This is a genomic window from Hyphobacterium indicum, from assembly GCF_003129605.1.
Taxonomy (GTDB): Bacteria; Pseudomonadota; Alphaproteobacteria; order Caulobacterales; family Maricaulaceae; genus Hyphobacterium; species Hyphobacterium indicum.
Genome location: NZ_QBDX01000003.1, coordinates 130,096 through 153,720, shown reverse-complemented (window position 1 = coordinate 153,720; position 23,625 = coordinate 130,096). Strand labels below are relative to the sequence as shown.

20 protein-coding genes, 1 tRNA gene and 1 pseudogene are annotated in these 23,625 nt (G+C 59.8%); 17 read left to right on the top strand and 5 right to left on the bottom strand.

All coding sequences use genetic code 11. From position 1 onward, the window contains the following. A pseudogene (locus tag DBR16_RS07890) lies at positions 1-113 on the bottom strand (superoxide dismutase [Fe]); the annotation flags it as partial. A gap of 114 nt (positions 114-227) precedes the next feature. Here DBR16_RS07890 and DBR16_RS07885 point away from each other — a divergent pair. Further along, positions 228-1,052 (top strand): squalene/phytoene synthase family protein, encoded by an 825-nt coding sequence (locus DBR16_RS07885; RefSeq protein WP_109260726.1) that lies wholly within the window; start codon positions 228-230, stop codon positions 1,050-1,052. Here DBR16_RS07885 and DBR16_RS07880 read toward each other — a convergent pair. Both DBR16_RS07880 and trmFO read right to left on the bottom strand, forming a co-directional pair. Further along, complete coding sequence (locus DBR16_RS07880; protein WP_161539443.1) at positions 1,049-3,019, bottom strand: S9 family peptidase; 1,971 nt, start codon at positions 3,017-3,019, stop codon at positions 1,049-1,051. The genes DBR16_RS07885 and DBR16_RS07880 overlap by 4 nt on opposite strands. Positions 3,020-3,077: 58 nt before the next feature. Beyond that, positions 3,078-4,469 (bottom strand): methylenetetrahydrofolate--tRNA-(uracil(54)-C(5))-methyltransferase (FADH(2)-oxidizing) TrmFO, encoded by a 1,392-nt coding sequence (trmFO, locus tag DBR16_RS07875; protein WP_109260724.1) that lies wholly within the window; start codon positions 4,467-4,469, stop codon positions 3,078-3,080. 102 nt (positions 4,470-4,571) lie between these two features. Between trmFO and DBR16_RS07870 the strand changes: the two genes are divergently transcribed. The 5 genes from DBR16_RS07870 to DBR16_RS07850 all read left to right on the top strand — a co-directional run bounded on the left by DBR16_RS07870 (position 4,572) and on the right by DBR16_RS07850 (position 9,538). Next, positions 4,572-5,732 carry an energy transducer TonB gene (locus tag DBR16_RS07870; protein WP_109260723.1) on the top strand — a complete coding sequence of 387 codons (1,161 nt, stop codon included), beginning with the start codon at positions 4,572-4,574 and terminating at the stop codon, positions 5,730-5,732. A gap of 170 nt (positions 5,733-5,902) precedes the next feature. Continuing rightward, complete coding sequence (locus tag DBR16_RS07865; RefSeq protein WP_125184535.1) at positions 5,903-6,553, top strand: hypothetical protein; 651 nt, start codon at positions 5,903-5,905, stop codon at positions 6,551-6,553. A 61-nt stretch (positions 6,554-6,614) separates the two neighbouring features. Continuing rightward, a complete protein-coding gene (locus tag DBR16_RS07860) occupies positions 6,615-7,517 on the top strand; it encodes a hypothetical protein (protein WP_109260721.1) in 903 nt (300 codons plus the stop codon). Between the two features lie 64 nt (positions 7,518-7,581). Further along, positions 7,582-8,562 (top strand): hypothetical protein, encoded by a 981-nt coding sequence (locus tag DBR16_RS07855; RefSeq protein ID WP_109260720.1) that lies wholly within the window; start codon positions 7,582-7,584, stop codon positions 8,560-8,562. A gap of 70 nt (positions 8,563-8,632) precedes the next feature. Beyond that, positions 8,633-9,538 (top strand): hypothetical protein, encoded by a 906-nt coding sequence (locus tag DBR16_RS07850; protein WP_109260719.1) that lies wholly within the window; start codon positions 8,633-8,635, stop codon positions 9,536-9,538. Here the strand turns inward: DBR16_RS07850 and uvrA are convergent, their stop codons facing one another. Continuing rightward, complete coding sequence (uvrA, locus tag DBR16_RS07845; protein ID WP_109260718.1) at positions 9,539-12,424, bottom strand: excinuclease ABC subunit UvrA; 2,886 nt, start codon at positions 12,422-12,424, stop codon at positions 9,539-9,541. A 126-nt stretch (positions 12,425-12,550) separates the two neighbouring features. Here uvrA and ssb point away from each other — a divergent pair, with 126 nt between their 5' ends. The 10 genes from ssb (at position 12,551) to tgt (ending at position 22,465) form a co-directional block, all read left to right on the top strand. Then, a complete protein-coding gene (gene ssb, locus DBR16_RS07840; RefSeq protein ID WP_109260732.1) occupies positions 12,551-13,024 on the top strand; it encodes a single-stranded DNA-binding protein in 474 nt (157 codons plus the stop codon). Next, positions 13,021-13,767, top strand: coding sequence for a hypothetical protein (locus DBR16_RS07835; RefSeq protein WP_109260717.1), 747 nt, complete (start codon positions 13,021-13,023; stop codon positions 13,765-13,767). Before ssb ends, DBR16_RS07835 begins: the two co-directional genes overlap by 4 nt. A gap of 67 nt (positions 13,768-13,834) precedes the next feature. Further along, positions 13,835-14,641 carry a class D beta-lactamase gene (locus DBR16_RS07830; RefSeq protein WP_161539442.1) on the top strand — a complete coding sequence of 269 codons (807 nt, stop codon included), beginning with the start codon at positions 13,835-13,837 and terminating at the stop codon, positions 14,639-14,641. Positions 14,642-14,813: 172 nt separating this feature from the next. Next, complete coding sequence (gyrA, locus tag DBR16_RS07825) at positions 14,814-17,594, top strand: DNA gyrase subunit A (RefSeq protein WP_109260715.1); 2,781 nt, start codon at positions 14,814-14,816, stop codon at positions 17,592-17,594. Further along, positions 17,591-18,205, top strand: a complete 615-nt coding sequence (locus DBR16_RS07820; protein WP_109260714.1) for a LysE family translocator — start codon at positions 17,591-17,593, stop codon at positions 18,203-18,205. The genes gyrA and DBR16_RS07820 overlap by 4 nt, the downstream gene beginning before the upstream one ends. Positions 18,206-18,209: 4 nt before the next feature. Further along, positions 18,210-18,701 (top strand): pantetheine-phosphate adenylyltransferase, encoded by a 492-nt coding sequence (gene coaD, locus DBR16_RS07815; RefSeq protein ID WP_109260713.1) that lies wholly within the window; start codon positions 18,210-18,212, stop codon positions 18,699-18,701. Continuing rightward, the gene (locus tag DBR16_RS07810; RefSeq protein ID WP_109260712.1) at positions 18,701-19,720 is read left to right on the top strand and encodes a peptidylprolyl isomerase; all 1,020 of its coding nucleotides are present in this window, start codon (positions 18,701-18,703) and stop codon (positions 19,718-19,720) included. Before coaD ends, DBR16_RS07810 begins: the two co-directional genes overlap by 1 nt. Positions 19,721-19,726: 6 nt before the next feature. Further along, entirely contained in the window at positions 19,727-20,179 is a 453-nt protein-coding gene (locus DBR16_RS07805) for a peptidylprolyl isomerase (RefSeq protein WP_109260711.1), read from the top strand. Positions 20,180-20,279: 100 nt separating this feature from the next. After that, complete coding sequence (gene queA / locus DBR16_RS07800) at positions 20,280-21,338, top strand: tRNA preQ1(34) S-adenosylmethionine ribosyltransferase-isomerase QueA (RefSeq protein ID WP_109260710.1); 1,059 nt, start codon at positions 20,280-20,282, stop codon at positions 21,336-21,338. Further along, positions 21,335-22,465 (top strand): tRNA guanosine(34) transglycosylase Tgt, encoded by a 1,131-nt coding sequence (tgt, locus tag DBR16_RS07795; protein ID WP_109260709.1) that lies wholly within the window; start codon positions 21,335-21,337, stop codon positions 22,463-22,465. The genes queA and tgt overlap by 4 nt, the downstream gene beginning before the upstream one ends. Here the strand turns inward: tgt and DBR16_RS07790 are convergent. After that, positions 22,462-23,079, bottom strand: a complete 618-nt coding sequence (locus tag DBR16_RS07790) for a hypothetical protein (RefSeq protein WP_109260708.1) — start codon at positions 23,077-23,079, stop codon at positions 22,462-22,464. The genes tgt and DBR16_RS07790 overlap by 4 nt on opposite strands. A gap of 107 nt (positions 23,080-23,186) precedes the next feature. On the opposite strand from DBR16_RS07790, the gene DBR16_RS07785 reads away from it, so the two are divergent. After that, positions 23,187-23,262, top strand: a tRNA-Lys gene (locus DBR16_RS07785). Positions 23,263-23,625 lie beyond the last annotated feature (363 nt).

The window sequence follows — 23,625 nt, the reverse complement described above, 5'->3', positions numbered from 1 at the left end:
TTGCTGACATAGGCGGCATGGTGCTTGCCATGGTGAAAGCCAAGCGTCTCGGCGGAAATGTGCGGTGCGAGGGCGTCCTTGGCATAAGGCAATTCGGGAAGGGTATGCGCCATGATCTGTCTCCATATCTGCGAATGGCCCGGGACTTCACCGGGCGGGGCTCTACTTCTTGAACCCGGATATGGTCATTCGGTTTCAATTTTCCAGCCGCAAGCTATGAACAAGCCATGATAAATGCAGCGAAAATTTCTACCGGGCCGTCCGATCGCGCACTGGCGGCGCTGTTTGCGCCCGCTTCCGTCCGGAGCTTGCTGGCAGACCTCCATTTGTGGGCGGAAGAGATTGAATCCATTCCGTTCAAGGCGCGCGAGCCGGCCATTCAGGCGATGCGCTTTGCCTGGCACAGGGAGGCTGTCGCGGATCTGTTTGCAGTGCCGCGCAAGGTCCGGAGGCATGCTGCCTATGAGGGGCTGGCGCGCTTGACCGAAACGGATAACGGCCTGACCGCAGAAATCCTGCAGGGCGTCATCGACGCGGTGGAAGACGGCACACTGCCGGAGCGCATTCCGGATGAAGCGGCCCTGTTATCGGTCATGGACCGGCATTGGGGCGTGCTTGCCGGCTTGGCCCTGCGGCTGTGCGGCGGGGAGGCGGACGCCGGTCAGATCAGGGCAGCGGCGCGGGCGGCCGGACTGGCGCAATGGTGCCGGGCGTTCAGTTTCCGGGCCGGAACGAAGATGGCGCTGGTGCCGCTGGATGTGCTGGAAGCGCGCAGCTTCAACATTCATCGCCTGGCCAGTGGTCTGGAATCCGGGTCGGCCACCGCAATTTTCGAGCCGGTCATCGCGCTTCTAGACGCCGAATTGACGGCTTTATCCGGGCTGGGCAAATGCCCGCCCGAGGCGTTTCCGGCGCTGGCCCCGGCACGGCTGGCGCGCGCCACATTGAAGACAGCGCGCAGGGCCAGCGATCTCTACCGGACGGATTTTCACCGCCCGCAAATCGCCCGCCAGTTCGCGCTTCTCAAGGCCTCGATGAGCGGACGCCTCTAATCGCCAATGTGTTCAGCAAAGAAATCTTCCAGCCGTGTGAGGACTTCCAGACGCGTAGCGTAATCTGTCATCCAGTGATCGGCACCGTGCATCTCGACATATTCAACATCTTGTCCGGCATCATCGAGTGCATTTTGCATGCGGCGGCTTTGAGAGATCGGTATGACGGAGTCCTCGCGGCCATGCATCAGCAGAACCGGGGCCTGAAAGTTGCGTGTGTTGTGAATCGGTGAAATCTCGTCGAGATGTTGGCGGTCCTCAACCGTAACCACTCCGCCGAGGATCTCCGCCCAAGCATCTGCAACCCAGTTACCGCCGCCACCACGAATTTCAACCTCTCCGAGGAACAAGCCAATGTCGGTCACCGGTGCATAGGCGGCAACGCAGCTGTAGAGGTCTGGCGTGAATGCCCCGCCGGCCAATGCCGCATAGCCGCCATAGCTGCCACCAAAGATACAGACCCGGCCGTCATCGACCCAGCCCTGCTGGATGGCGTGGCTGAGCGCGTCGGTCACATCATGTTGCATGACTCCGATGCCCCATTGCCCGCGGCCGGCATCGCGGAAAGCCTGGCCGAAGCCGTCCGATCCCCGGAAATTCGGCTGGATGACCGCATAGCCCCTTGAAGCCAGAAAATGTGCGATCCAGTCGAAACCGCCGATATCGTAGGATTCCGGTCCGCCATGAGGCAACACGATCGCTGGCAGATCACTGCCACCATCCGCGGGCAAGGTCAGATAGGCCTGTATGACCGCTCCATCGCGAGCGGTGTAATCGAATTGCTGGCGTGTGCCGAGCTCGGTGGCTTCCAATTCGGGATATTCGCTGGCAAGAATCGAGAGGCTGCGCGCCTCATCGTCATACACATAAAAAGTCGGAACATCCGCCGAGCCATTCGTACGAACGATGAAACGGGACCGGTCCTGCGACCATGACGTGATCGTGGCACTGTCATCGCCCAGCGCGCCGACGAGGGCATTTTGCAGGTTTTGCAACTCATCATCGATCCAGCGCGTTTGCATGGTTTCATCCGGATAGGCCACGCCGATCAGCCATCCTGTGTAAGGATCATCAATGCTGTAGGACAGGTCCCGTCCATCCAATCCGATGGTGTTGGCTGTTTCGTTGCCGGTTTCCAGATCGAATGTTCGAAGCACCGAAAAACCGTCTCTATAAAAACCGAGGGCTGCTTCATCTTCCGGGGTGACCCCCCAGATGATCGACTGGAATGTCGGATTCTCTGCTTCGAATATGGATGCCCAGCTGCCATCGCGATAGGCGTCGATTCGATAGGCATTGCGCTCATCATCGAAATACTCGCGTGCCAACGGCATTCCGTCTGGCGTTACAAACCAGGATCGCTGGTCCGGCAAACCCTGCACGCTTCGTGTTACCGCCCCGCCATCTGCGGCAACGCGAAATAGCGAATATCGGGGCTGCTGTATCGCATCGCTCCCCCGCGACGAGCTGACACCGCTCTGACGGGGCGCTTCATGGGCCGGAATATAAACATTTCCGCCATCATGATCGACCGCGATCACATTGCCACGATTGATCGAGTATTGGTGAATCAAACGGTTATCCGCCAGCAATTGCGTGACGTTTGACGGATCTCTGGCATCGACGGAAAACGCCGCCGAGACATCTATCGGGTTGCGACGCGCGGCGGCGGTGAATCGCTGGGTCTCGCTCGCAATCATCAGGACACGCTCATTGCCTGCCCATATGATGTTTATAGGACGAATTGACGATGCGCCGACGCCTCGGCGTTCGCCTGTATCAATTTCAAGAATATAGAGTGCGCGCGCATCCCCGTCATTTGCGATGTAGGCAATATGAGTGCCGTCAGGAGAGAGTGTCGGCAGATCAATCGCTGGCATGCGGGCAAAGGCTTCAACGGGTGGTGTCTGGGCCTCAGCCGCCGCAACAGAAACCGCCACCAAGCCAATACTGAACATCCAACGCATAGCAAACACTCCCCTGCTTATCGCAACAATGCTGACCCAACGTAAGCGGGAAATCAATCTAAGGCTTCTGCTGCCCCGAGAGCCAGGCATCAATATCCGACAGGGCGCGGGCGCTCATGGCGCGCTTGCGGGCGACGGATTTTTCCTTGCCGCGGATACGTTTGCCGTCCTCAGTCTTCAGCGGCACCTCGATATCGGGGAAGAGACCGAAATTGACATTCATGGGCTGGAAGCTGGCTTTCGGGCCGGACAGGTGCCCGCCGGTGACATGGCGGATCAACGCGCCGAAAGCGGTTGTTTCCGGCGGTGGTGACAGTGTCCGGCCGAGGCGTTCGGCAGCGGCAAAGCGGCCGGCCATCAATCCCATGGCGGCGCTTTCGACATAGCCTTCCACGCCGATCACCTGTCCGGCAAAGCGCAGGGCCGGCCGGGATGTCAGCCGCAATTGGTGATCGAGCAATTTCGGCGAGTTCAGGAAAGTGTTGCGGTGAATGCCGCCAAGGCGGGCAAATTTCGCTCCCTCCAGCCCCGGTATCGTGCGGAAGATTTCACTCTGCGCGCCATATTTCAGCTTGGTCTGGAAGCCGACCATGTTGAAGAGCGTGCCGAGCTGGTTGTCCTGCCGCAACTGGACAACCGCATAGGGTTTCACATCCGGATTGTGCCTGTTGGTCAGCCCACGCGGCTTCATTGGTCCGTGACGCAGGGTTTCCGGGCCGCGTTCCGCCATCACCTCGATCGGCAGGCAGGCCTCGAAGTAGGGCGTGTCCTTTTCCCAGTCCTTGAATTCGGTTTTCGGACCATCCAGCAGAGCCCGGACGAAGCCCTCATATTGTGCCTGGTCCATCGGGCAATTGATGTAGGCGGCCTTGTCGGCCTCGGTCTCGCCCTTGTCATAGCGGGACTGCATCCAGGCAATGTCCATATTGATGCTGTCGCGTTCGATGATCGGTGCAATGGCATCAAAAAAGGCGAGCGAATCCTCTCCCGTCAGGTCCAGCACGGCTTTCGCCAGCGAGGGCGAGGTGAGGGGGCCGGTGGCAATGATCACGCTGTCCCAGTCTTCCGGCGGCAGGCCGGTGATCTCGCCGCGTTCGATGGTCACCAGAGGGTGTTCGGTCAGCGTCTTTGTAACGGCTTGGGAAAAGGCGTCGCGGTCGACGGCCATGGCTCCGCCGGCGGGCACCTGCACCTTGTCACCAATGGCCATGACCAGGCTGTTGGCGCGCCGCATCTCCTCGTGCAGCAGGCCGACGGCATTGTTCTGCGCATCGTCGGAACGGAAAGAGTTGGAGCAGACCAGTTCGGCGAGGCCATCGGTCTGATGCGCCTCGGTTTTCCGCACTGGCCGCATTTCGTGGAGGATGACCGGCACGCCGGCGCTGGCCAGCTGCCAGGCGGCTTCCGATCCGGCCATTCCGCCACCGATAATGTGAACTGGATGTGTCATGAGGCGGCGTATAACGGCTCAGCGCGTCCAACCCAAGCGGTCTTCGCAATTTCGCGTGTAGCGTGTAGTGTGCCTGCTGTGTCTTCAGGGCAGGGAAGTTGAATGCATATTTTGACCGGGATTTTGACGAGCTTGATTCTGACGTTTGCAGCGGTCGCTCAGGGGCTGCCGCAAGACGTCGCTGATGCCTATCGCGCCTATGAAGCCGCCGTGGATGCCGAGAACTGGGCCGAAGCAACGGCGCAGGCCGAAACGGCATGGCGAGCCGCAGAGGCTGGCGATGTCGATGCCGCCACCACCACGATTCTGGCCGCGAATTACGGTGAGGTTTCTCTGATTAGCGGGGATAATGCGGGTGCGGCAGAGGCCTATGAGCGGGCGGCGGAGATTATGGGGCGGCGTCATGAGGATGTTGAGACACGCGCCAACTACCTACGGATGGCCGCGCAGGCATATTATGTGGCTCAGGATTTCGCGAGAGCGCGTCGCCTTTCGGAGAACGCAACCAACGGATATGAACGATTGCCTCAGAGCGAAACGCGCGCGGCGGGGCTTTACCAAAGCAATTTGCTGTCAGCCTTTTCTGTTATGAATGAGGGCGATTCAATTCGGGCCGGACGATATGCCCGCGAGGCGATGGAGGCATTGTCCGAGATCGGACCTGTGGCCAATAATGATACTGCCAGCTTGACGTTTCTCGCCGGACTTGCGGAAACCTTCCGGAATAATGCCGAGGAAGCCGGCTACTATTTTTCGTTGTCCGGCTACATCAATGAAGCCATTGGCAGTGAGGGGCGAACGGCTGAAATTGCCAATGCTTGGGCAAGCTACGCGCGCGGCAATATTCCGGCGCGAAACCGGCCTGAGCTGATCCGGCGTTTGCGCGATAGCGGCTATGAACCCGCCGGATGTGGCACGGCGTTACTCAGTTGCTCCGCGGAAGCTGATGAGCAGGAGCTGGTCAGCCGGTTTGGGCCAGATGCGGTTATTGTGCCGTCCGCGCCATTGCATCGTGAACCGCCACGTTATCCAGAGGAGGCCGCAATGGTCGGTCTCGAAGGAATAGCTTTGGTGATGTTCGATGTTGAAGCGGATGGCAGCGTCTCAAACGGTGAAGTATTATACACTGTCCCTCATCCGATTTTTGGCGAAGCGGCCTTGGAAGCCCTTGAAAGGTGGGAATATTCACCCATGACCGTTGATGGGGTCGCGGTAAGGCGCGAGGGCGTTGTCACGCAATTCGGTTTCGAGATGAGTAATTGATCGAATTTGTCATATTCGCCGTTGCGGCCAGCTTGCAGGCTGCTTCGCCCGCTGGTGAGTGCGAAGCTATCGTCGATCAGTTGGAGGTCCGCCGGGCAATCCGCAGCGGCCAACGTGACGCCGTCGTGCGGGCCGCTGAACTGGTCAGCGATTGTGCCGGAAATGAAGAGTTGCTGATTTTCGCCGCCGAAGCCGCGTGGGATGAAGGCGATCTGGAAACGGTTTCTTTGCTAACGGCCAGCACGTTGCGTCTGGTGTCGGATCGCGGTTGTGCATGGACGCCGCTCGCGGCGCAGCTTGCGTTTACCAGCGGGTTCTCGCGTCTGGTGCGAGGTGATCGCGCTTACAGTTTTTATATGCATGCTGCTCTGCAGGCTCATGATGAAGCCGGCGGACTGACGCGCAACCAGCGTTTCGTTGCCGTCGAATATTCCGCTGATTTCGGGACATATCCACCAGACGATATTTTTTCGTTTGATAGCCCGTATATCGAACGGGCCTACCGGACAGATCCGGTGCGCTGCGGAGATCTGCCTCCGCTTCGCGTTAGATATGATGCGCCGCTAACGGATTATGTGGTGGGCGTTTTTGATGTGCGCACTGGCCGCCGCGGAGATGTGCGCGATATTCGGCCAATGCTGACCTATCCGGGCCGTCCGAGTGACGCATTTTTACGCCGTTTTCGCCGGGTTCGCAGCCATTACATAAATCTGGATGACTATATGGTTTTGACCTTTGAGCCCTGTCTGTCGGGAATGTTCATTGCCGCTGACCAACCTGACATTTGTTTGAATGATCCGGGCTATGCCGAAACCGACTGAATATCCGCTATACCGCAAATGACGCATTGCCGATCCGGGCGGGCAGGCTAGGTTTGCGCGCATGACACGGATTTCGTCTTTCACCGCCTTGCCGGGCGCGCTGGTCCGGACACTGGCCTTCTTCCGGCATCATCCCGGCCATGCCGCGCTGGCCGGAATTCTGCCCGGTTTTGCCGCCATTGCCCTGACCTGGCAGACCGGTGCTGTGACGAATGACAGCGTGGCCAATAACTGGGCGCTTTACCTCCTCGCTTTCGCGGGCTGGTATGCCGCGATGACGCTGTCCCATGCGGCCATCTTCCGCATTGCGCTTCGCGGGCGGCCGTCCGGTATTCTTGGCTATTCGCTGGGGGCGGATGAAGTGCGTCTGGCCGTGTCCTGGGCACTGGTTTTCTTTCTCATTATCGTGGCGGCTGGCATTGCGCTTGTGATCTATGGGGCGCTGATGGCGGCGGTGTCGATTGTTTCCCGCGACACAGCCGGGCTGACTCCGGAAGATCCGGCCGCCACCGGCAATATCCCGGACCTGACGGAATTCTACGGGGTTACGGAATGGAGTGTGGCGATCATTCTGGGTGCGGTTTTCCTGATACTGCTCGCCGGGTTTGCCGGCCGCCTGCTGCTGGCCCCGGCCGCAAGCATAGCGCGCCGCAAGGTGCAGGCGCTTTCGGTGATGGTTTTCACCCGCAAGCGCGGACTGGCCGTGGTGCTGGGCGCGATCCTCTGTTTTGTGCCCGCCGGTTTGCTGGTGCACGGGCTGGGACTGTTTGCGGAGCAGGCTTTCAATACGCCGGTCCACCAGCCGGCCCGTCTGTTTGACGCAGGAGAGTTTGCTGTTGACTGGCGGATCTATGTGCCGCTGGCCTTTCTGCATGGCTGGCTGGCCGCTTTTCTGACGGTGCCGCTTTTTGCCGGCTTTACCACCGCGCTCTACCGGGCCTGGGGCGGGGACGATCCCGCCTAATATTCCCCCTGCCATTTGGTGGTTAATCTGCGATGATGCGTTCAGGACAACAGGGGAGGTGTTCATGGACACCCGGACGTATAATCTCGGCAATGCCGGTTTCCATTTCTTCCACATTGCCGGCAAACAGCCCATGGCCGTGTTGTGGATTGCCCTGTGGCAGGCGCTGCTGACGGGCGGACTGACCTATCTGGCCTGGCTGACTCTCGGCGATTTCTACATCTGGATGTTCCAGCTGGCCGCGTCCGGTGCAGAACCCAGCGAGACGGAAATGCTTGCCCGCATGGGCGGCGTGATGGCCATGGTGCCGCTGATTTCCCTGGGCGGAATCGTGATCGCATTGATGGCGCAGGGGGCCTGGCTCCGCTTGCTGACCCGGCAGGAAATCGCGGCAGTCTTTCCGTTCCGCCTTGGCGGTGATGAACTTCGTCTGCTGGTGACCAATCTCGGCCTGATCGCAGTCGGGATCGGGGCCTATTTTGCTTTCGCTTTCCTGATCGCCATTGTCACCCTGGGCGCAGTGGCGGCCTTTTCCGGCGGGGGCAATGCCGAAGCCGGTCTCGCGGCCGGTCTGCTCGTGGGTATCGGCCTGCTGGCCTTTCTGGTGATTGCGGTTTTCCTGAGCGTGCGTCTCTCTGCGGCGCCTGCCCTGACGGTTCTGGAGAAACGCATTGCCTTCCCGGCCTGGGGCGCAACGAAAGGTGTCTTCTGGCCGGTGCTTGGCGGCTATATTCTGACAGCCATCATCATTTTCATCCTGTCATTCGTTGTCGGGGGTGTTGTGAATTTCGCCCTGCTGGGAGCGATATGGCCGGTGCTGGGCGAATTCATGGAACTCGCCCAGGCCGGGTACGAGCCGGAGCCGGAAGAAGTGCTGGCCATATTCGCCGAGACCCTGTCCTCTGCCGGGACGATTACCGCGCTTGTCGCGGCAGGTTTGCTGTCGGTGCTCATGCGATCCTTTCTGGATGCGATCTGGCATGGTGTCGGGGCGTATACGGCGCTGTCACTGCAGCCCCGGCCTGCAGAGGATGCCCGCGGCTGATGGCGCGCTTGAAGTCCGGTCCGGTCTGGTTTGAAACTGTCAGCAGGAATCTGTCAGACCGGAGCCGGACATGACGCCGAAATTCGAAACTGGAAAAGCGCTGGGCTTTGCGCTGGAAGTGTTCCGGGCGCGGCAGTCCGCTTTCCTCATTCTTGCCCTGTGGACCGCCGTATACGGGGCCGTTATGGGCGTGCTGGTGCTTCAGCAGGCCGGTGATGAGCTCGCTGAATATGTCCGCGTCAGTCAGGCCTTCAACACCTCTGTGGGGCGTCCGGATGCCAACCCGCAAGCGGTGATGGAGGCGATGGGGCAGTATCTTGCCGCTCTCCTGCCGTTTCTTGCGGTCGGCACTGTGGCCGGCGTGATTCTGGAAAGCGCCTGGCTGCGGCTTTTCGTGCGCGGCGAGGGCGGCGGGCCGTTCCCGTTCCGGCTGGGCCGCGATGAGGGTGTTTTCACCCTGACGGCCCTGATCCTGACCATTATCGCTATTGCCGCCTTCTTGCTGGCTTCGATTGTCATCGTGCTGATCATGACCGTGTTCGCGCTCGGCGGGCCCGCAGGGGCTGCCCTCGGCGGGGCCATCGGGATTCTGGCGCTGTTCACGCTGATGGCGGTTGTGGCCACGCATCTGTCGCCGGTGCTCGGGCTGAGCCTGTTGCAAGGCAAGCCGGCTATCGTGGAGGGCATACGCGGTGCGCGGCAGATGTTCTGGCCGCTGCTCGGTGCGCTGGCCGTTGCGATGCTTGTGTCTTTCCTTGCGAGCCTGATCACCGTCGGCCTGTTCGGGGCCATGCCGTTTGATCAGTATGGCCGGACAGATGCTGGCGAACCGGCCGGTACGCCGATCCTGTTCGGTTTCTATTTTTTTGCCCAACTGGTCGCGATCATACCCGCGGCGTTGCTGCGAGGTGCGGCGAGCTATGCCGCCCTGCAGATTGACGCAGCCAACCGGCCAGCATCGGACGCCTTTTCCTGATCAGGCGCTTTTCTTGCGCTTGCGGCGGGCGGCGTCGCGGTCGAGCATGGGCTTGAGATAGCGGCCGGTCCAGCTGGCCTCGACGCTGGCGACCTGTTCCGGTGTGCCCTCAGCAACGATTTCGCCACCGCCATCGCCTCCTTCAGGGCCGAGATCAATCAGCCAGTCGGCGGTCTTGATGACGTCCAGATTGTGTTCGATCACAATGACGGAATTGCCGGTCTCGACCAGCTCGTGCAGCACTTCCAGCAGCTTGTTGACGTCTTCGAAATGCAGGCCGGTCGTGGGCTCATCCAGGATGTAGAGGGTCTTGCCGGTCGCCCGTTTTGACAGCTCCTTGGATAGCTTCACGCGCTGGGCTTCACCACCGGACAGCTGTGTCGCCGGCTGGCCGATCTTCACATAGCCGAGGCCGACACGTTTGAGCGTTTCCATCTTGTCGCGAACGGCCGGCACCGCCTTGAAAAAGTCGGCGCCTTCTTCCACCGTCATGTCAAGGACATCGGCGATCGACTTGCCCTTGAACGTCACTTCCAGCGTTTCGCGATTGAAACGCGCGCCGTGGCACACGTCACAGGGCACGAAGACATCCGGCAGGAAATGCATCTCGATCTTCACCACGCCATCGCCCTGACACGCCTCACAGCGCCCGCCTTTCACATTGAAGGAGAAGCGTCCGGGCTTGTAGCCGCGGGCCTTGGATTCCGGCAGGCCGGCAAACCATTCGCGGATCGGTGTGAAGGCCCCGGTATAGGTGGCCGGGTTGGAGCGCGGTGTGCGGCCGATGGGCGACTGGTCGATGTCGATGATCTTGTCGAGAAATTCGAGGCCTCTGATCCGTTCATAGGGGGCCGGCACGTTCTGGGCCTTGTTCAGCTTGCGCGCCGCCGCCTTGTAGAGCGTCTCGATGGTGAGTGTGGACTTGCCGCCGCCGGAGACGCCTGTGACGCACAGGAAGAGGCCGAGCGGGAATTCAGCCGTCACATGCTTGAGGTTATTGCCGGCGGCACCTTCAACAATGATTTTCCGGCCCTTTTTCGGCTTGCGGCGGGTGTCCGGGATGGCAATTTCCTTTGCGCCTGACAGATATTGCCCGGTCAGGCTTGCGGGGTTGGCCTTGATCTCCTCCGGCTTGCCAGAGGCGATGATCTCGCCGCCATGAATGCCGGCGAAGGGGCCCAGATCGACCACATGATCGGCGGTGAGGATGGCCTCCTCATCATGTTCGACGACAATCACCGTATTGCCGAGATCGCGGAGGCCGCGCAGGGATTCCAGCAGGCGGGTATTATCGCGCTGATGCAGACCGATGGACGGCTCATCCAGCACGTAAAGCACGCCGGTCAGGCCTGACCCGATCTGGGAGGCCAGACGGATGCGCTGGCTTTCGCCACCGGACAGCGTCCCGGAGGCACGATCTAGGGTCAGATAATCCAGCCCGACATCGACCAGAAATCTCAGACGTTCGCGTATCTCCTTAAGGATACGTTCGGCTATGGCCTTTTCCCGCGGCGTGAAGTTATTGGCGACGGTTTCGAACCATTCCGCGGCGTGGCGGATGGATTTGTCGCTGGCCTCCGAGATGTCATGCTCGCCGACCTTCACCGCCAGGGCTTCCGGTTTCAGGCGCTTGCCGCCGCACGTCTCGCAGGGCTGGGCAGACTGGAAGCGGGCCAGATCATCGCGTACCCAGCTGGAATCGGTTTCGCGCCAGCGGCGTTCCAGATTGGGGATCACGCCTTCAAATGACTTGGTGGTCTCGAACGTGCGCAGACCGTCTTCATAGGTGAATTTGATCTTCTCATCCGTGCCGTAGAGGACAACTCTCTTGAAGTCATCAAGCAGGTCACGCCAGGGTTCGACCATGGACGCGCCGAAATGGCCGGCCAGCGCGGTCAGGGTCTGCTGATAGAGTTTGGATGTTGTCCGGCTCCAGGGCGCAACGGCTCCGTCCATCAGGCTCTTGCCGCGATCCGGGACGACCAGATGTTCGTCGAATTTCAGCGACTGGCCGAGGCCGTCACAGGCGGGACAGGCCCCGAAGGGATTGTTGAAGGAAAACAGGCGCGGTTCGATTTCCTCGATGGTGAACCCCGAAACGGGGCAGGCGAATTTCTCGGAAAACACGATGCGCCGCGGCTCGGTCTCGCCCTTGGCCATGTCGGCGAATTCGGCAATGGCGATGCCATCGGCAAGCTTGAGCGCGGTTTCCAGCGATTCCGCGAAGCGTTGCTCCATGCCTTCGCGGACGATGACGCGATCGACCACGACATCAATATCGTGCTTGAATTTCTTGTCGAGCACGGGCGGCTCTTCGAGCGAATGGAATTCGCCATTCACCTTCACCCGTTGAAAACCGGATTTCAGCCAGGCGGCAAACTCCTTGCGGTATTCACCCTTGCGGCCGCGCACGGCGGGGGCGAGGAGGTAAAGCCGGGTGCCGTCTCCCAGCTCCATGAGCTTGTCCACCATCTGGCTGACGGTCTGGCTTTCAATCGGCAAGCCGGTTGCCGGAGAGTAAGGCACCCCGACCCGCGCCCACAGAAGGCGCATGTAATCGTAGATCTCCGTCACCGTGGCGACGGTCGAGCGCGGATTTTTGGAGGTCGTCTTCTGTTCGATGGAGATGGCGGGGGAGAGGCCCTCGATCGAATCGACATCCGGCTTTGACATCAATTCGAGGAATTGCCGCGCATAGGCTGACAGGCTTTCCACATATCTGCGCTGACCCTCGGCATAGATGGTATCGAAGGCGAGAGAGGATTTGCCCGATCCGGAAAGTCCAGTGAACACAATCAGCTGGTCACGCGGAATCTCGATCGAGATATCCTTCAGATTGTGTTCGCGCGCGCCCTGGACGCGTATGAACTTCATGGGATCGGTCATGGACTTCGGCCTCGTGGTGCGTTCAACTGCGGGGAATCGCGCGATTGACTGCGGGAACATTATGTGAACATTTATCTCCGGTCCATCCTTGAAGGTGGGCCCGAGCAGACAGAGGAAGATGGGGATATGGCGGGCAGCGTCAATAAGGTCATACTTGTCGGCAATCTTGGGGCCGATCCGGAAATACGGCGCCTGAATTCAGGCGACCCGGTCTGCAATCTCAGAATTGCGACATCGGAAAGCTGGCGGGACAAGAATTCCGGCGAGCGCAAGGAAAAGACGGAATGGCATAATGTCGTGATATTCAACGAAAATCTGGCGAAAGTTGCGGAGAATTATCTGAAGAAAGGCTCCAAGGTCTATATCGAGGGCCAGCTTCAGACCCGCAAGTGGCAAGACCGCGACGGCAACGACAAATATACGACCGAAGTCGTCTTGCAGCGTTTTCGTGGTGAATTGCAGATGCTGGACAGCCGGGGCGACAATGCCGGCGGTGGAAGTTATGATAGGGCCAGCGATCAATCCGGTGGCGGCGGGCAGGTGTCCGATAACCGCGACAATTTCCGGAATGACGACATGGACGACGAGATACCGTTTTGATCAAGTATTCCAGATTCTTCGGCGGCTTTTTGGCCGCAGCCGCTTTCGCCGGTCTGGCCTCGGCACAGATGGAGGTCGGCGGCACGCGCCACCCGGTTTTGACGGAAGTCGAGCTCGCGGATGGCAACACGACGCATTTCGTGGTGGGCGATGGCGCGTGGGGCGAGGTCCTGGCCGAAATGGGCGTGATGCGTGGGGAAGACCGGTCGCGGGACCGGGAGATCGCCGAGCAACTTTACAATTCGCGCGATGTGATACCGGCGGCCTATCTGTTTGAAGCCGCCCGGCGCTATGCATCATTCGATCCGGACCAGGCCGTCTATGTGTTTTTCCTGGCGCGGGCGCGGACGCTGTATGATGCGCTGCGGTGTCTGGATTCCACTGCGACCAATGCGGTTCCGATTGTCTCGGACATGGCAGGTGGTGATGTTGCCGCCTACATGAATATCTCGGATGACGGTGCGGCCTTCGGAAATGTCACACGGATGCAGGTCGCGCTGGACCGTTTGCAGGAGAATGGCGAGGCCTTCACGGGTGAATTCACACCGTGGTGGGTCTGTTCGGCGTCGGACAGCGTATTCATCGCGGCGTCGAATGAAGCGCCCATGCCGGAAAATGAATGGCTGAAACCGCGGGATGTCTGGCCAGGCGCGCAGCGCGCGGTCGAACAGAATATCGAGCGTAATCGCGCTCTGCTGGCAGTGACGCTGGGGACGCGGGAGCTGGCGAGCGAACAAGAATAGGACTTTTTGTCCGGACATGTTTTTCCTGAATTTATCAGGAGTTATCTTGATCGCAGGGGCGCCGCCGATGTTGGAAAAGCCATTCCGGATCATGCTGATCGCGCTGTTTTGCGGATGCGGCAGCCCGGTGCTCGCACAAGAGCTGGATCCGGTCTTTGCACGCCACGATGCAGTGGGCACGATCGTCATCGAACGCCGGTCCGATCAGCGTCAATGGACCGCCAACCCTGAACGTGCGGCGCAGCGCTTTCTTCCCGCCTCAACCTTCAAGATACCCAATTCGCTGATCATTCTGGAGACCGGCGTGATCGGGGATCCGGTACGGGATATCATCGCCTGGGACGGTGTCGAACGCGGCGGTGGCTGGGATCAGGACCAAAGCCTGCGCACCGCTTTTCGCCGGTCCGCGGTCTGGGCCTATCAGGCGTGGGCCCGCGAGGTCGGTCACGACCGCATGCAGCGGCTCGTTTCGGACATGGGCTATGGCAATGCCGATACCGGACCGCCGGGTGCCGTCGATCTTTTCTGGCTTGAAGGCCCGCTGGAAATTTCCGCGCAGGAGCAGATCGCCTTCCTCGGGAGGCTCCATGCCCGCGACCTGCCATTCCGGGCCGAGGTCATGGACGGTGTGGTGGAAATCATGGAAGCCGGCCGCGGCGAAGGCTGGGTGCTGCGCGCCAAAACCGGCTGGGCGATCTGCGATGAGCCGAATACAGGCTGGTATGTGGGCTGGCTGGAGACAGAGGATGACGTGTTCTTCTTCGCGCTGAACATGGACCTGGATTTTACAGCTGATGACGGACGCAACCGGATCAGTATTGCCCGGTCCGCGCTTGAGGCGGTGACGGGTCTTGATCTGTCACCGGACGATTGAACCGGCCGGTTTCCGGCATCTTCCGACCTGTGTCCGCGCGGCCTTCGGCGTTTGATAAAAGCCCCTCCAGACGATAGGCTGGCCGCCAGCTATTGCCGGTGATTCCTGAACCGGTGCCTATCCATGATTGCCCGTCCGGGCCGTTGTGTCTGACAGACCGGAGAAGTCGCTCTTGAACGACGAAAACGAACCGCCGATCCCGGAAGAGACCCCGCCTGCCTCCAGTGGCGTGAGCTCCATCTCCATCGAAGCGGAAATGAAGTCCTCCTATCTCGATTATGCGATGAGCGTGATCGTCAGCCGGGCCATTCCGGATGCGCGTGACGGGCTGAAGCCGGTTCACCGGCGCATCCTCTGGTCGATGCACGAGCAGGGCTATACGCACGACAAGCAGTATCGCAAATCGGCCCGCGTGGTTGGTGACGTGATCGGTAAATATCACCCCCATGGTGATCAGGCCGTTTATGATGCGCTGGCGCGGATGGCCCAGGACTTCTCCATGGGCCTGCCTTTGCTGGACGGTCAGGGCAATTTCGGCTCGGTCGACGGTGATCCGCCGGCCGCCATGCGTTACACCGAAGTACGCATGGACAAGCCGGCCGAGGCGCTGCTGGCCGATATCGACAAATCCACTGTCGATTTTGCCGAAAACTATGATGGCTCGGAGAGCGAGCCCGTGGTGCTGCCATCGCGCTATCCCAATCTGCTGGTCAATGGCGGTGGCGGTATTGCCGTGGGCATGGCGACGAATATTCCACCCCATAATCTGGGGGAAATTGTCGATGCCACACTGGCGATGCTTGAAAACCCCGACATCACGGATGCCGAATTGCTGGACATCGTGCCGGGGCCGGATTTTCCGACCGGCGCGCAGATTGTCGGCCGCGCCGGTGCCCGTTCCGGGCTGCTGACGGGCCGTGGTTCGGTCATCATGCGTGCGAAATCGTCAGTCGAGGAGGTTCGCAAGGACCGCCAGGCGATCATCGTCCACTCGATTCCCTATCAGGTGAACAAGGCGTCGATGATTGAAAAGATTGCCGAACTGGTGCGCGACAAGCGCGTGGAAGGCATTTCCGATCTGCGCGATGAATCCAACCGTACCGGTATGCGCGTCGTGATCGAGCTGAAAAAGGATGCCAATGCCGAGGTGATCCTGAACCAGCTCTATCGCTGGTCGCCGATGCAGCAGAATTTCGGGGTGAACATGCTGTCACTGGTCGGTGGACGGCCAGTGTTGATGGGCATGCGGGGCTATCTGAGCACTTTCCTGCGCTTCCGCGAGGACGTTGTGGCCCGCCGGGCGCGCCATGATCTGAAGAAAGCCCGCGACCGCGCCCACGTCATTGTCGGCCTGGCGCTGGCGGTTGCCAATATCGATGAAGTCATTGCGACCATCCGCCGGGCGCCCAATCCGGCCACCGCGCGCGAACAATTGATGGAGCGTGACTGGCCGGCGCAGGATGTGGCCTCGCTGGTCGCGCTGGTGGCGGACCCGCGGTCGATCCTCTCCGACGGACAGACACTGCGGCTGACGCTGGAGCAGGCGCAGGCGATCATGGATCTGCGTCTGGCCCGCCTGACCGCGCTCGGCCGGGAAGAGCTTGGCGATGAGGCCAAGGGGCTTGCGGACAAGATCAAGGATTTGCTGGATATTCTCCGCTCGCGGGCCCGTGTGCAGGAAATCATCCGGTCGGAATTGCAGGAAGCCCGGGACCAGTTTGCCGTGCCGCGCCGCACCGACATTCTTGATGTCGAGCTGGAGGTCGAGGACGAGGATCTGATCGCCCGCGAGGAAATGGTCGTGACCGTCACGCATGGCGGGTATGTAAAGCGCACACCGCTGTCCGATTACCGCGCGCAAAAGCGCGGCGGCAGGGGCCGTTCGGGCATGTCGATGAAGGAAGAGGATTTCGTTGCGACGCTGTTTGTGGCCAACACGCATGCGCCGCTGCTCTTCTTCTCATCAGACGGAATGGTATATAAATCAAAGACATGGCGTTTGCCGATCGGCGCACCGAATACGCGTGGCAAGGCTTTGGTCAATCTCTTCCCGCTCGGCGAAGGCGTGACGATTACCTCCGTCATGGCGCTGCCGGAGGACGAATCCGAGTGGGAAAAGCTGGATGTCATGTTCGCGACCGCTTCGGGCACGGTGCGCCGCAACAAGCTATCGGATTTCGTTCAGGTCAATCGCAATGGCAAAATTGCCATGAAGCTGGAAGGCGAGGATCAGATCGTTGATGTCCGCCTGTGCACGGAAGCCGATGATGTGCTGCTGACCACGCGTAAAGGCCGTGCTATCCGCTTTGCGACCACAGATGTCCGCGTTTTCCGCGGCCGTAACTCGGTCGGCGTACGCGGTGTCCGCCTGGGCAAGGGCGATCATGTGATTTCGATGGCCGTGCTGCATCATGTCGATGTCACGACCGAGGAAGCCCGTGCCTATCTGAAACATGCGGCCGCCATGCGCCGGGCCGTTTCCGGTGCTGAAGACGGCGACGACATAGAAGATGTTTCGCTGGAAGCCGAAGGTGAGGATGCAGCGCTTTCGTCCGAGCGTATTGCCGAGCTCGGCGCGGCCGAGGAATTTGTGCTGACGGTGGCGTCTGACGGGTTCGGAAAACGTTCCTCTGCCTATGAATACCGGGTCATGAATCGCGGCGGGCAAGGAGTGGCTGCTCACGATCTGTCCCGGGGCGTGCCGCTGGCTGCCAGCTTCACCGTTGAGGATGCCGACCAGATCATGGCGGTGACCGATGGCGGGCAATTGATCCGCTTCCCGCTGGACACGGTGCGCATTGCCGGCCGTGCGACCAAGGGCGTGACCTTGCTGAAGCCGCGCGCCGGGGAGTCCGTCGTTTCGGTGGTTCGAGTTGCAGACAGTGGCGAGGATGAAGACGACAGTGTTGAGCCGGATGCCGGCCCGGAACCGGAAAATGGCAGTGGGGAATGATTGAGATCGCGACCATAATTGCTTTCATTGCCGCCTCAGCGACGCTGATAGCGGTGCCGGGGCCAAACATCGCCGTCATTGTTGCGACATCGTTAGAACGTGGTACGTCCTCGGGCATTTCCGTCGTTCTGGTGATGCTTGCGGCTCAGGCGGTTCAGATTGCTTTGGTCGTTGCCGGTCTGGCAGCCATATTGAGCGCTTTCAGTTGGATCTTTGTCATCTTGAAATGGGCTGGGGTCGCATATCTTGTATGGATCGGCGTGCGCGCCTTAACGCGTAGCGGTGAAGCGGCAGAAGCAACCCCGTCGACATCTTTAAGAGTAGCCATTCGGGGGGCTGCGACAGCGCTCGCAAATCCAAAAACACTTTTGTTTCACGCTGCGTTTTTGCCCTTATTTGTTTCCCCGGAGGCTGCCGCTTTGCCGCAGCTCTTGACGTTGGGGATTCTCTATTTGAGCGTCGCGCTGGTGATCGACAGCGGCTATGCTTTCGTTGCGGGCATTGCGCATGCGCAACTCAAATCGGAAAACTATCGACGTTTGATTCAGCGCGTTTCCGGAGTTGCCCTTTTATCGGCGGCAGGATGGCTTGCGACTCGAAGGGTGGCTTGATGTCATGACAAAGCGCATCGCGCTCTATCCAGGGACGTTTGACCCGATTACGAATGGCCATGTCGACATCATCGGCCGGGCCGTGAAGCTGGTTGACAAGCTGGTGATCGGTGTGGCGATCAATGAGGACAAGGGGCCGCTCTTTTCCCTCGCCGAGCGGGTTGCGATGGTCGAGGCTGTGGCCGACAGCCTTGAAACCGGTACAGAAATTATCGTCCGCCCGTTCGATGGCCTCCTGATGCACTTCGCCGAGGAAGTCGGTGCCAGCAGTATCATCCGCGGTTTGCGCGCGGTTTCGGATTTCGAATACGAATTCCAGATGGTGGGGATGAACCAGAGGCTGAATTCAGAAATAGAAACCGTGTTTCTGATGGCAGATCCGCGTCATCAGGCTGTCGCGTCGCGGCTGGTCAAGGAAATTGCCCGTCTGGGCGGGGATGTCAGTCCCTTTGTCTCTCCCTCGGTCAAGAGCATGTTGTTGGAGAAATTTGCGTGATGAAAAGATTATGGATGTCGAGTGCGCTGGTTCTGGCCCTGACGGCGAGCGCGTGCGCTGAAAATAATGCGTCCGATGCGGAAGCGGACAGTGCGGATGTAGCGAGTGCGGCGGCAGAGTCCATTGATGCGACAGAAGCTGCAGGTGAGACACAGCTGGCGGCGTTGATTCAAGACGATGCCGGCTCGATGGCGGTAGCGGAAGAGACACCGGATTATGATTTTCCGGATGATGTCTGGCGCGCAGTGGAACAGGATCGCCTGCTCTATATCGAAACCGATCATGGCATGATCGTGGTCGAGCTGGCTCCGGAATTTGCGCCCCTGCATGTCGAGCGGATGACCACGCTGGCAAATGAGCGTTTCTATGATTTTCTCGTCTGGCACCGGGTGATTGACGGCTTTGTCGCGCAAGGCGGCGGCAGCCGGACCAACCCTTCCCATTCTACGGATATGGACCGCGTGCCGGGCGAATTCACCATGCGGCGTGACCCGAACGAGATCGTGATTTTCGAGACCCAGGACCGCGTCATCAATCCGCGCAGCAATCCGTCCATTGCGCGCGCCGGCTTCTGGAATGGCTTTCCGGCCGGCACGCAGGCCGCAGCCCTGGCCAGTATCACCGCCGATGGAATGGTGGAAAGCTGGTTGTTGCATTGCGAAGGTGCGGCTTCCATGGCGCGCACGAGCAATCCGGATAGTGCCGGCAGCCAGTTTTACATCACGCGCGGCGATGCCGAGCATCTGAACGCGCAATACACCGTCTGGGGCCGGGTACGCGCCGGACAGGATGCGTTCAATGCCATAGCCGTGGGAACGGCAGGGCAGGATCCCGGTTTTACGCCGGACACGATCCGTTCAATGCGGGCCGGGTCCGACCCGGACTTTCGTGGTCAGGTCACGGTTGAAGTGATCGACACCAATTCACAGGCCTTCGCCGACTGGCTGATGGCGCAGGGCGAGGGCGGCGAGGCACCGGATGTGTGCGCGGTCGATATTCCCGTTCGTATTACGGAGTAGACTTCAATGGCTGATCAAAATCTTGTTTTCCAACTGGATGGCGGTGATGTCGTCATCAAATTGCGTGACGATCTGGCGCCGAAACATGTGGCCCGGATATCCGAGCTGGCGGCGGACGGTTTTTATGACGGGCTGACCTTTCACCGGGTCATTGACGGTTTTGTTGCGCAAGGTGGCTGTCCGAATGGCAATGGCATGGGCGGATCCGGCCAGAAGATTGAAGCCGAATTCAATTCCGAGCCGCATGTGCGCGGCACCATGTCCATGGCGCGCGCTTCCGATCCGAATTCGGCAGACAGCCAGTTCTTCATCTGCCTTGATGAAGTGCCCTATCTCGATAACCAGTACACTGTCTGGGGCGAAGTGATTTCCGGTATGGAGCATGTCGACGCGCTGCCGAAGGGCGAGCCGCCGCGCAATCCCGGCAAGATCATCTCGGCAAAACTGGTCGACGCCTAGCGTTTACGCCGGCCGCTGAGGGCTGGAGTGCCTGGCGAGTGGTGCCGCTGAACAGTGGCAAGCTTGCCGTGCAATGCGGCAAAAGATAGACCCCGCGGCCATGCGCCTGAGCGATTTTGATTTCGACCTGCCGGATGACAGGATTGCCCTGCGGCCTGCGCGGCCGCGGGATGCGGCGCGTCTGCTGCATATTCCCGCCGCAGGGCCATTTGGCGACCATGGCATGCTGGATCTGCCGTCGCTCTTGCAGCCAGGCGATCTGCTGGTGCTGAACGATACACGTGTCATGCATGCGGCGTTGACCGGGACCCGCCGGGCCCGGAGCGCCGATAGCGGAGATGTGCCGGTCTCTATCAATCTTCACAAGCGCGCGGGACCGGATCAATGGTATGTCTTCGCGAAGCCCGGCAAACGCTTGCGCGCCGGTGATGAAATCCGGTTCACCAAGCTGTCGGCCCGCATTGAAGCAAAATCTGAAGGCGGGGATTTCCTGATTCAATTCAATCAGTCAGGTGCAGCGCTTGATAAGGCGATTCAGGATGAAGGGGTGCCGCCATTGCCGCCCTATATCGCCTCGAAGCGCAAGGTTGATGCAGCGGATGAAGAAGATTACCAGACCACCTTCGCTGCAGATGACAAGACGCAATCGGTGGCCGCACCGACGGCCGGGCTGCATTTCACCGACCGCCTGATGGCGGCGCTTGAAGCGCGCCGCGTCGGGACAGTGACGGTCACCCTGCATGTGGGAGCAGGAACATTTCTTCCGGTAAAATCGGAAAATATTGAAGAACATCAGATGCATGCAGAGTGGTGTGAGGTTTCTGATTCAAGTGCGGCCCTCATCAATTGCGCGAAGCAGGACGGCCGCCGTATCATTCCGGTCGGAACCACTGCATTGCGGACAATCGAGAGCATGGCCGAAGGTGAAGGTGTCCGTTCTGGCACAATGGAAACCGATATTTTCATTACACCCGGCTACCGGTTTCGTGTGGCGGATGCTTTGTTGACCAATTTCCACTTGCCGAAATCGACGCTGTTCATGCTGGTATCGGCACTGTCCGGTCTTGACCGGATGCAGGCGGCCTATGCCCATGCCATCGCCGGACACTACCGGTTTTTTTCCTATGGCGACGCCTGCCTGATCGAGGCTGCACCATGAGTGTTTTTTCCTTCGATATCCATGCAACGGACGGAAAAGCCCGCACCGGCCTCTTGAAGACGCCGCGCGGCAATATCCGGACGCCTGCCTTCATGCCGGTCGGCACGGCCGCGACCGTGAAAGCGCTCTATCCGGAGCAAGTGAAATCGGCCGGCGCGGATATCATTCTGGGCAATACCTATCACCTCATGCTGCGGCCCGGCGCGGAGCGCGTGAAGCGGTTGGGCGGTTTGCACGCCTTCATGAACTGGGATGGCCCGATCCTGACCGATTCCGGAGGCTTCCAGGTCTGGTCGCTGGCGGGATTGCGCAAGCTGACAGAAGAGGGTGTCGAGTTCCAGTCGCATATCGACGGTTCGAAATACAATCTGACGCCGGAACGGGCGATCGAGATCCAGGCCGATCTGCTGGGAGCCGACATTTCGATGCAGCTTGATGAATGTACCAATTTCCCCTGCTCCGAGGACGAGGCCCGGGCCTCCATGGAAATGTCCCTGCGCTGGGGGGCGCGGTGCAAATCGGCATTTGGCGAACGCGATACCCAGGCGCTGTTCGGTATCGTCCAGGGATCGGTTTTTGAACATTTGCGCAAGGAATCCGCAGCACGTCTCGTGGAGACCGGATTTGATGGCTATGCGATTGGCGGCCTGGCGGTGGGCGAAGGGCTGGAAACAATGTGTGCGGTGCTGGACTATACGGTGCCGGCCCTGCCGCACGCGCGGCCGCATTATCTCATGGGCGTAGGCAAACCCATTGATCTCGTTGAGGCGGTTGCCCGCGGAATCGATATGTTCGATTGCGTCATGCCTACGCGATCCGGCCGGCATGGGCAGGCGTGGACGGATTATGGTCCTGTGAATCTCAAGCGCGCGGAATTTGCCGAGGATGAGTCACCGCTGGCCCCCGAGATCGATTGTCCGGCCAGCCGCGATTATTCCAGAGCCTATATTCACCACCTCGTCCGGGCAGGTGAATATCTCGCGGCCATGCTGCTCAGCTGGCACAATATCGCTTATTATGAACACCTGATGGCGCGGATGCGCACGGCTATCGAAGCGGGTGAATTCGACCGCTTTGCAACCGAATTCCGTGGGCGATGGGCAGAGGGTGAAGCGCGGCGCAGCTAGCTGTCTTCATTCGCGGTAGACAATCCGTATTCATTGAACGCGCGGGTCAGATAGTCATCCGTACAGCCAAAACCGTCAAACAGGCCGCGCAAATAGGCCCGCCGATTGAGCGCTGTTGTACGCTGGGCGCGTGCTTCGCGTTCGATCTCACCGGCCCGGCCGACAAAGCGGAGTACGGGACGGGCCGGATTGAGCCCGACAATTGTTGACCGGTAGAGATCGCTGGCGCCGGACGAAATGGCATCGCCGCTTCGTTCGGCCCACATGGCGGACCGTTCCCGCCAGCTGCGCTCTTCTTCGGTCTCGTTCTCGCGTTCATCGGGAACATAGATCGTTTCCGGTCCAAGAACCGCCGTCAGGCGGGCGATATCCCGCGCTGTCGTGGAGCAAACGCGCCGCGCCCCGTCGCCGCCATAGGGCGTGGGCACCGTGTTATCTCCCTCATCAACCATGATCCTTCCGGGGCGCTCGCGCGGCAACCCGACGGCATCGCTGACGGCGCTGCGGGTCTCGTCCATGCCGGCCTCGGTCACCGACTGGCCATCCGGCACCGACGTGCAAGCGGCGAGGAAGATGAGCCCGCAGTAACAGGCGAGAAGGAAATGCGGTTTCATTACTCTAACACTACCGTTTGCCAATGACATGCCAAGATACTGCCCAAAAATATGGCTGCTTGTTGACGGATCAGCGGGAAGGGGATACGTCCGGCCAACCATTTTGGGAGCCTGTAGCTCAGTTGGTAGAGCAACTGACTTTTAATCAGTAGGTCCAGGGTTCGAATCCCTGCGGGCTCACCATGTTTTTCCGGCGCAGGGCGACGCCGAAGCTTGTTGCAGCGATCATTTTGCCAAATGGCGGAAAACCGATGCCGAATTGCAACACAGGATGTTTCGGCAAAACCCGGCCCTGATTCAACCATTCGCCAGTGATGCATGGCAGAATAGCAAGCCTGCACACAAGATTTTCGCGTTTCAGGAGATAATTCATGCGTCCTGTTCCACTCGGAAAATGGCGCAGGCAAAGGGCATTAAGAAAGCGGTTGGGGCTGGCCTCTGGAAATTTTTTCATGTAGTCAAGGAACAGCGCGTATCGTTATTGCGCTTTATCTGTGCTTGGAATTTTCCAAGTGTTTAGTTTCACGCGATGGAGGCATTTGCCTC

Bases quoted from the DNA above. Each gene is read 5' to 3' on its own strand.
- DBR16_RS07885 (WP_109260726.1), top strand. From the start codon at position 228: ATGATAAATGCAGCGAAAATTTCTACCGGGCCGTCCGATCGCGCACTG.
- DBR16_RS07880 (WP_161539443.1), bottom strand. From the start codon at position 3,019: ATGCGTTGGATGTTCAGTATTGGCTTGGTGGCGGTTTCTGTTGCGGCG.
- trmFO (WP_109260724.1), bottom strand. From the start codon at position 4,469: ATGACACATCCAGTTCACATTATCGGTGGCGGAATGGCCGGATCGGAA.
- DBR16_RS07870 (WP_109260723.1), top strand. From the start codon at position 4,572: ATGCATATTTTGACCGGGATTTTGACGAGCTTGATTCTGACGTTTGCA.
- DBR16_RS07860 (WP_109260721.1), top strand. From the start codon at position 6,615: ATGACACGGATTTCGTCTTTCACCGCCTTGCCGGGCGCGCTGGTCCGG.
- DBR16_RS07855 (WP_109260720.1), top strand. From the start codon at position 7,582: ATGGACACCCGGACGTATAATCTCGGCAATGCCGGTTTCCATTTCTTC.
- DBR16_RS07850 (WP_109260719.1), top strand. From the start codon at position 8,633: ATGACGCCGAAATTCGAAACTGGAAAAGCGCTGGGCTTTGCGCTGGAA.
- uvrA (WP_109260718.1), bottom strand. From the start codon at position 12,424: ATGACCGATCCCATGAAGTTCATACGCGTCCAGGGCGCGCGCGAACAC.
- ssb (WP_109260732.1), top strand. From the start codon at position 12,551: ATGGCGGGCAGCGTCAATAAGGTCATACTTGTCGGCAATCTTGGGGCC.
- DBR16_RS07830 (WP_161539442.1), top strand. From the start codon at position 13,835: ATGTTGGAAAAGCCATTCCGGATCATGCTGATCGCGCTGTTTTGCGGA.
- DBR16_RS07820 (WP_109260714.1), top strand. From the start codon at position 17,591: ATGATTGAGATCGCGACCATAATTGCTTTCATTGCCGCCTCAGCGACG.
- coaD (WP_109260713.1), top strand. From the start codon at position 18,210: ATGACAAAGCGCATCGCGCTCTATCCAGGGACGTTTGACCCGATTACG.
- DBR16_RS07810 (WP_109260712.1), top strand. From the start codon at position 18,701: ATGAAAAGATTATGGATGTCGAGTGCGCTGGTTCTGGCCCTGACGGCG.
- DBR16_RS07805 (WP_109260711.1), top strand. From the start codon at position 19,727: ATGGCTGATCAAAATCTTGTTTTCCAACTGGATGGCGGTGATGTCGTC.
- queA (WP_109260710.1), top strand. From the start codon at position 20,280: ATGCGCCTGAGCGATTTTGATTTCGACCTGCCGGATGACAGGATTGCC.
- tgt (WP_109260709.1), top strand. From the start codon at position 21,335: ATGAGTGTTTTTTCCTTCGATATCCATGCAACGGACGGAAAAGCCCGC.
- DBR16_RS07790 (WP_109260708.1), bottom strand. From the start codon at position 23,079: ATGAAACCGCATTTCCTTCTCGCCTGTTACTGCGGGCTCATCTTCCTC.